This window comes from Janibacter corallicola NBRC 107790 (genome assembly GCF_001570965.1).
GTDB classification, from domain to species: Bacteria; Actinomycetota; Actinomycetes; order Actinomycetales; family Dermatophilaceae; genus Janibacter; species Janibacter corallicola.
The window spans coordinates 1-6,683 of the sequence record NZ_BCSR01000074.1 but is presented as its reverse complement, the minus strand read 5'-3'; the positions used below and the strand labels follow the sequence as shown (position 1 = coordinate 6,683).

Annotated in this window: 9 protein-coding genes and 1 tRNA gene; 1 reads left to right on the top strand and 9 read right to left on the bottom strand. The window is 72.3% G+C overall.

Going from position 1 to position 6,683, the window contains the following annotated elements:
* Positions 1–587: ArsB/NhaD family transporter (locus tag JCO01S_RS15825; protein ID WP_281189248.1), on the top strand; the 587-nt coding region annotated here is incomplete at its 5' end.
* Here JCO01S_RS15825 and JCO01S_RS15005 read toward each other — a convergent pair.
* From JCO01S_RS15005 to JCO01S_RS14965, 9 genes are all read right to left on the bottom strand, one after another.
* Positions 468–1,781, bottom strand: a complete 1,314-nt coding sequence (locus JCO01S_RS15005; protein ID WP_218002294.1) for an O-succinylhomoserine sulfhydrylase — start codon at positions 1,779–1,781, stop codon at positions 468–470. The two genes, JCO01S_RS15825 and JCO01S_RS15005, sit on opposite strands and share 120 nt — an antisense overlap.
* Complete coding sequence (locus tag JCO01S_RS15000; RefSeq protein WP_068257571.1) at positions 1,766–2,176, bottom strand: rhodanese-like domain-containing protein; 411 nt, start codon at positions 2,174–2,176, stop codon at positions 1,766–1,768. Before JCO01S_RS15000 ends, JCO01S_RS15005 begins: the two co-directional genes overlap by 16 nt.
* Positions 2,177–2,238: 62 nt before the next feature.
* Complete coding sequence (locus JCO01S_RS14995; protein WP_068257568.1) at positions 2,239–2,763, bottom strand: hypothetical protein; 525 nt, start codon at positions 2,761–2,763, stop codon at positions 2,239–2,241.
* Positions 2,764–2,798: 35 nt separating this feature from the next.
* Positions 2,799–3,878, bottom strand: coding sequence for a histidine phosphatase family protein (locus JCO01S_RS14990; RefSeq protein WP_068257565.1), 1,080 nt, complete (start codon positions 3,876–3,878; stop codon positions 2,799–2,801).
* Entirely contained in the window at positions 3,878–4,624 is a 747-nt protein-coding gene (locus JCO01S_RS14985; RefSeq protein ID WP_068257562.1) for a zinc ribbon domain-containing protein, read from the bottom strand. The genes JCO01S_RS14990 and JCO01S_RS14985 overlap by 1 nt, the downstream gene beginning before the upstream one ends.
* Positions 4,621–5,481: a Nif3-like dinuclear metal center hexameric protein gene (locus tag JCO01S_RS14980; protein WP_068257558.1), complete on the bottom strand. Its 861-nt coding sequence runs from the start codon at positions 5,479–5,481 to the stop codon at positions 4,621–4,623. Before JCO01S_RS14980 ends, JCO01S_RS14985 begins: the two co-directional genes overlap by 4 nt.
* 1 nt (position 5,482) lies before the next feature.
* Positions 5,483–5,555, bottom strand: a tRNA-Val gene (locus JCO01S_RS14975).
* Positions 5,556–5,620: 65 nt separating this feature from the next.
* Positions 5,621–6,106 carry a peroxiredoxin gene (locus tag JCO01S_RS14970; protein ID WP_068257555.1) on the bottom strand — a complete coding sequence of 162 codons (486 nt, stop codon included), beginning with the start codon at positions 6,104–6,106 and terminating at the stop codon, positions 5,621–5,623.
* 24 nt (positions 6,107–6,130) lie between these two features.
* Positions 6,131–6,595, bottom strand: a complete 465-nt coding sequence (locus tag JCO01S_RS14965; protein ID WP_439645707.1) for a DUF3052 domain-containing protein — start codon at positions 6,593–6,595, stop codon at positions 6,131–6,133.
* Positions 6,596–6,683 lie beyond the last annotated feature (88 nt).

Below are 6,683 nucleotides of genomic sequence, written 5' to 3'. Positions count from 1 at the left end.
CGGCGGGCCGCCACGACCCGGTCCTGCTGCGAGTGGCCGCTGTGGTCTGTCTCGCTGCGGGGCCGCTCTTCGCCGTCGGCGTCACGCCCTGGCTCGTGTCGAGCCTCGGAGCGGCGCTCCTTGCGCTCGTCGTGTGGATCCGTGCACCCGAGCTGCTCCACCGCCTGTCACCACCGTGGGGCATGGCCGTGGTCGTCATGGTCCTCTTCGGCGTCGTCCAGGTCGCCCTCTCCCTCGGCGGCCAGGGTGTGCTGGATGCACTCGCAGGCACCGGGGAGGGGCCCGTCGGCCTGCTGCGGGTGGCCGGCGTGGGCGCGGTCACGGGCAATGTCGTGAACAACCTTCCTGCCTTCATCGCTCTCGAGCCGGTCGCCGGCGACGGACCGGGGCGGCTCGTGGCCCTGCTGATCGGGACCAACGTCGCGCCGGTCATCACCCCGTGGGGCTCCCTCGCGACCCTCCTGTGGCTACACCGGGTACGTGCCGCCGCGGTCCCGGTCACCGGCCGGGCGGTGCTGGCCCAGGGAGCGACCGTGGCCGTCGTCGCCGGGGGCGGGGCCGTGACCGCCCTGGTTCTCGTGGCCTGAACCAGGACCGATCCGGTCGAGCGCGCCCGTGAGGTCGGCGACGAGGTCCTCGGCGGACTCCAGACCGACCGAGAGCCGCACGGTGCCGTCCGTGATCCCGATCGCGGCACGCCCCTGGGCGCCCATCCGTCGGTGCGTCGTCGTCGCGGGATGGGTGATGAGGGACTTCGCATCGCCCAGGTTGTTCGAGATGTCCACGATCTCCAAGGCGTTGAGGAAGGCGAAGGCCCGATCCTTGTCACCGTCGACGGCGAAGGTGACCACGGTGCCACCGCCGCTCATCTGCCGACGGGCGAGCTGGTGCTGGGGGTGGTCGCCCAGCCACGGGTGCACCACCGAGGTGACGCCGGGGTGGGCCTGCAGGGCACGTGCCACCTCCAGGGAGCTCTCCGCCATCCGCCGCACCCGCAGGTCCATCGTCTCGATCCCCTTGAGCAGCACCCAGGCGTTGAAGGGGGACATGGACGGGCCGGTGTGCCGGATCAGGTTCTTCACCGGCCCCTGCACGTAGTCCCTCGTCCCGAGGATCGCCCCGCCGAGCACCCGGCCCTGACCGTCGATGTGCTTGGTCGCGGAGTACACGACGACGTCCGCACCGTGGTCCAACGGTCGGGAGAAGACCGGGGTGCCGAAGACGTTGTCGACGACGACCTGCGCGCCGGCCTTGTGGGCGAGCTCGCTGACGGCGGCGATGTCGACGAGCTCCTGCATCGGGTTGCTCGGGGTCTCGAAGAAGACCGCCGTCGTGGGTCGGTCGAGCGCCTCGCGCCACTGGTCGAGGTCGCGACCGTCGACGAAGACGGTCTCGACGCCCCACCGGGGCAGGATCTCGTCGAGGATCACGAAGCAGCTGCCGAAGAGACCGCGGGAGGCGACGACGCGATCGCCCGTGCCCAGCAGCGCGGCCAGCGCCGTGAAGACCGCTGACATCCCGGATGCCGTCGCGTAGGCCGCCTCCGCACCCTCGAGCAGTGCCAGACGGTCCTCGAGTATCGCGACGGTGGGGTTGCCATACCGGGAGTAGATGAACTTGTCGAGATCCCCGGCGAAGGCGGACTCGGCCTCCTCCGCGCTCCGGTAGACGAAGCCGGACGTGAGGAAGAGCGCCTCGGACGTCTCGTCGAAGCCGCTGCGCACCCGACCGCCGTGCACGGCCAGGGTCTCGCGGGACCGGGCGTTCACCCCTGCCGCCACGGCAGATCGGAGTTCTTCCACCCGTTCAGCTGCCGGTGACCGCGACTGTCGTGCTCGCCCTCGAAACCCTCCACGACGTTCCACGCCTCGGCGTAGCCGGCCCGGGTGGCCGCCTCGGCGGCGCTCAGGGAGCGCCCTCCGGAGCGGCAGAGGAAGAGCACCGTCGCGTCCTGGGGGACCGCCGAGCGCAGCTGTTCGAGGAAGTTCGGGTTCTGCGTTCCCTCGGGGAAGGTCGTCCACTCGATCGGGACGACCCGCTTGCCGATGGCCCCCAGGTCCGGTACCCCCACGAAGGCCCACTCGGCGCTCGTGCGCACGTCGACGAGCACGGCATCGGGCTCCGCGCTCAGACGCTCCCACGCCGCTTTCGGGTCGAGGTCTCCCGCATGATTCATGCCCCAAGGTTATGCGCCACCGGTCGGGCCCGGCGAAGGGGGTGGGCGCCCCCTTCGCCACCTCAGAAGCGGATGTCGATGCCCTCCTGGACCAGCCAGGCGGTGATGAGGAAGCGAGCCAGGCAGCCGATGGTCATGACGCCGATGAGGATCGTCGCCGAGACCCGCTTGACCCCGGCCGCGACGACGACGACCGCGAGCGGGGGGAAGCCGATGCCGGAGCTGCTGAGGATGACGAGCGGCCCGAGCCGGGGGCGGTCGAGGACGTCGATCATCGCCTTGCTCCACTCCGTGAGCTTGTCGCGCACCCGTCGCCAGACGGTGGCTGGGCCCTCGAGCGGTTCGGTGCGGGGGCCCCTCGCCTCCTTGATCTCCCGGCGCCTGCTGATCGCCTCGGCGCCCTTGGCCGCGGCCACGAAGTGGGTGATCTTGCCGATGACGAGGCCCCCTGTCATCGCCGAGACGTGCAGCACCCACATGTCGGGGAAGATCACCGGTGCGGCGACGGCGTAGATCTCCGCGTTCAGCGGCGGGAAGAACGCCGAGAGCAGCCCGAAGATGACGGCACCGATGATTCCCGAGGCCATGAGCCACGAGGGCAGGTCAGCGATCTCGGGCCCCCTCAGGTGCGGTTGGTGAAGGTCACGACGGCCCGCCCGTCCGGCCGGGCGTCGATCGCGGTCAGCGACCCCGGCTCCCCTGCGAGACGCCAGAAGCTCTCGTGCGGCAGGTCGAGCACATGGGCGAGCACGACGAGGATCGGCTTGCGGTGGCAGACGACCACGACGGTACCTCCCGCCTCGACGGCCTCCTCCCAGGCCGCCACCACGCGAGTCTCGAGCTCCTCGTGGGACTCCCCGCCGGGGCGGGCGAAGGTGGGGTCGTCCCGCAGGGCGCGCAGGTCCTCCCCACTCTCCCGGAGCAGGTCAGCGATCGCCCTGCCGTCCCAGTCACCGAAGCCCTGCTCGTCCCAGCGGGCATCGACCTGCGGGGCCACACCGAGCCGTTCGGCGACGACGACGCCGGTCTGCTTCGCGCGGGCGAGGGAGGAGGTGAGCACGCGGACCTGCTCCTGCCCGACCATCTCGGCCACGAGATCGGCGGCCCGCTCGGCCTGCGCGCGCCCGGTCGCCGAGAGCGACGGGTCCACGCCACCACGTCCGTCGAGACACGCCTGCTCGGTCAGCGCCGTCACCCCGTGGCGGACGAGCACGACGCGCGTCGGGGCCGTCCGCCCCTCCCCCGGCGTCCCGGCGCGCTCCTCGTGCCAGTCCTCGACCTCCTCGCCGTCCATGCCACGGTTCGAGAGGGCATCGGCGGCGGCGTTCTGCGCGCGAGGGATCCATGTGAAGTCCACCGCCCCACCGGCGTCCTCGATCCCGGCGACCACGCCGCGGGCCTGCGCGGCCAGGGCGCGCATGTCCTCGTGCTTGATCCGCCACCGGCCCGACATCTGCTCCACGACGAGCTTGGAGTCCATCCGGACCTCCACCCGGGCCCCCGGCTCGATCCGGGCGGCGGCCTGCAGGCCGGCGAGCATGCCGCGGTACTCGGCGACGTTGTTGCTGGCCCGCCCGAGGGGCGCCGCGAGCTCCACGAGCAGCCCACCGCTCGCGGCATCACGCACGACAGCCCCGTAGCCGGCCACCCCCGGGTTGCCCCGTGAGCCCCCGTCGGCCTCGACACGGAGGCTGCGGGCCATCAGGCGGCCGTGTCGGCACCGGTGCGCACGAGGATGCGACCGCACTCCTCGCAGCGCACCACCTCGTCCGGCGCCGCCTTCTCGATCGCGGTGAGGTCGACGGGGTTCAGCTCGAGCCGGCACCCTCCGCACCGTCCGTGGAGCAGCTCGGCGGCTGCCAGGCCGCCGGAGTTCTCACGCAGCCGGTCGTAGAGCGCCAGCAGCGGCTCCTCGACCCCTGCGACGAGCTCCTCGCGCGGAGCGAGGACCTTCGTGCGCTCGGCGTCGAGCTCGGCGAGGGCGGCATCGCGCTCGCCGGTGATCCGCGCGACCTGCGCGCTCGCCTCCTCCTTGGCCGCACCGGCCTCGGTGAGACGCTCCTGGGCCGCCTCCTGGCGTTCCATCACCTCGAGCTCGATGTCCTCCAGCTCGCTCTGGCGTCGCGCGAGCGACTCCAGCTCGCCCTGCAGCGCGGTCAGGTCGCGGGAGGTCATCCCGGTGCCGGCCTCGAGCTTCTGCTGGTCGCGGACGGCCCGGTCGCGCACCTGCTGGACGTCCCCCTCCGCCCTCGTGGCCTCGCGGCCGATGTCGGAGAGCATCGTCTCGACCCTCACGACCTCGTCGGAGGCCTCCTGCAGCCGCGTCGAGGCCTCCTCGAGGGCCGCGTGCTGGGGCAGCGTCCGTCGTGCGTGGTCGATCTGCTGCACGCGGGTGTCCACGGCCTGCAGGTCGAGCAGGCGACGCTGGATCTCGGGGGCGGCCTTCACTGTGGATCTCCTTCGTCGCTGTGGGCCCCGATCGTAAAGCTCCACGGGTCGGTGCAGATGGTGCTCACACGGGTCTCCCAGTCCACCATGTCGTGACCGGCGTCCGCGAGTGCCTGACCGAGGCGCTCCAGCATCTCCGCCAGCCACAGCGATTCGCTCGCCCAGTGGCCCGCGTCGACGAGGAAGGGGGTCCCGCCGTCGAGAGCCGCCTCCTCCCTGGCCTCCAGGGCCGGGTGGTGGCGCAGGTCGGCGGTGACGTAGACGTCGGCCCCGGCAGCGCGGGCGGCCTCCATGAGCCCGTCGCCGGCCCCGCCGAGCATCGCGACTCGACCGACCCGGCCGTCGGCGGGCCCGGCGACCCGGATGCCGCCCGGTGCGGAGGGCAGCGCCGCCGCGAGGCGGTGGGCGAAGGCGGAGAGCGTCACCGGCTCGGGCAGGTCGCCCACCCGGCCCATGGTGATGCCCTCCTCCTCCGTCAGCGGCTCGCTCTCGGTGAGGCCGCAGGCGGTGGCCAGGGCGGTGTTGACGCCCGGCTCGGCCACGTCGGCGTTGGTGTGGGCGACCCACAGGGCGACGTCCCCGACGACGAGGGAGGTGACGCTCGCCCCCTTCGCACTCGTCGTGGCCACGGAGTGGATACCGCGCAGCAGCAACGGATGGTGGGTGATGAGCAGGTCCGCGCCGGCGGAGCGGGCCTCCTCGATGACCTCGAGGGTGGGGTCGACAGCGGCGTGCACGAGGCGCACCGGCTGGTCGGGGTCGCCGGTGACGAGCCCGACCCGGTCCCAGGACTGGGCGGTCCCGGTCGGGAACATCGCCTCCAGGGCGGTCAGCACGTCACGCAGGCGGATCTCCATGTGGGCCCGGCCGGGTTCGAACCGACGACGCCCGCGGTGTAAACGCGGTGCTCTACCAGCTGAGCTACAGGCCCCGGCGCGGTGCGCCGAGCGTCATTGTGTCATCGCCGTCCCGCGGTCCCCCACCCAACCGGCAGCTTCAGGAGGGCGTCGCGACGAGCCGCCGGAGCGCCTCGTCGTAACCGCTGAGGTCTCGGGGGCTGCCCGTCTCCCCCACGAGCGACCACGCGATGCGGCCGGAGCGGTCGATGAGGAAGGTGCCGCGCAGGGCCGCGCCCATGCCCTCGTCGAAGACCCCGTAGCGGCGGGCCACCTCGCCGTGCGGCCAGAAGTCCGAGAGCAGCGGGAAGAAGAAGCCCTCCCGGTCCGCCCAGGCCCGGAGGCTGAACATCGGGTCGCAGGAGATCGTCAGCGTGGTGACGTCCTCGGAGGAGAAGCGGCCCAGGTCCTCCCGGATCGCGGTCAGCTCACCGGTGCACACCCCGGAGAAGGCGAAGGGGTAGAAGACCAGCAGGACGGCCTTGTCCCCGACGAAGGAGGACGGTGAGGTGTCCCGCCCGAACTGGTCGCGCAGCGTGAAGTCCGGAGCCGGCGCGCCGACGACCGGTCGCTCGGGCTCACTCACCCCGGGCCACCCGACGGCACGCCGTCACAGCGAGCCCTTGCGGGCGGCCAGCCGCGTGGCCACCCACTCCGGGGAGCACATGACCGACCCGGAGGTGTGCAGTCCGGCCGTCGTGGCCGCCTCGTCGACCTCGCTGGGGTCGACCTCGCCGGGATGTCCCGGCCGCGGCGTCACGAGCACGATGGAGGATCCGTCCGCGAGCGTGCCGAGGGTGTCGACGAGCGCATCCGTGAGGTCGCCGTCGTCCTCCCGCCACCACAGGAGTGCCGCGTCGACGACGCCGGTGTAGTCCTCGTCCTCCAGCTCACTGCCGACGACCGACTCGATCCGCTCCCGCAGGGCCGCGTCGACGTCGTCGTCCCAGCCGTACTCCTGCACGATCTGGTCGTCGCTGAATCCCAGCTTGTCGACCGCCGCATCCGCCTGGTCCGTCCCGGAGGCCGACTCCGCGCTGCTCACCATGGTCCTTCCGCTCGTCTGCTCGTTCATCAGGGACAGTCCACCCTGTCCGGCGACGGATCGCAACCAACGACGCCGGGCCGTGGGCGTCTGGACCGGCTGGCGAGCCCCGCCACGA

Excerpts from the sequence above, each read along its gene's own strand:
- JCO01S_RS15000 (WP_068257571.1), bottom strand. The coding sequence starts at position 2,176 with ATGAATCATGCGGGAGACCTCGACCCGAAAGCGGCGTGGGAGCGTCTG.
- JCO01S_RS14995 (WP_068257568.1), bottom strand. The coding sequence starts at position 2,763 with ATGGCCTCGGGAATCATCGGTGCCGTCATCTTCGGGCTGCTCTCGGCG.
- JCO01S_RS14990 (WP_068257565.1), bottom strand. The coding sequence starts at position 3,878 with ATGGCCCGCAGCCTCCGTGTCGAGGCCGACGGGGGCTCACGGGGCAAC.
- JCO01S_RS14980 (WP_068257558.1), bottom strand. The coding sequence starts at position 5,481 with ATGGAGATCCGCCTGCGTGACGTGCTGACCGCCCTGGAGGCGATGTTC.
- JCO01S_RS14965 (WP_439645707.1), bottom strand. The coding sequence starts at position 6,595 with ATGAACGAGCAGACGAGCGGAAGGACCATGGTGAGCAGCGCGGAGTCG.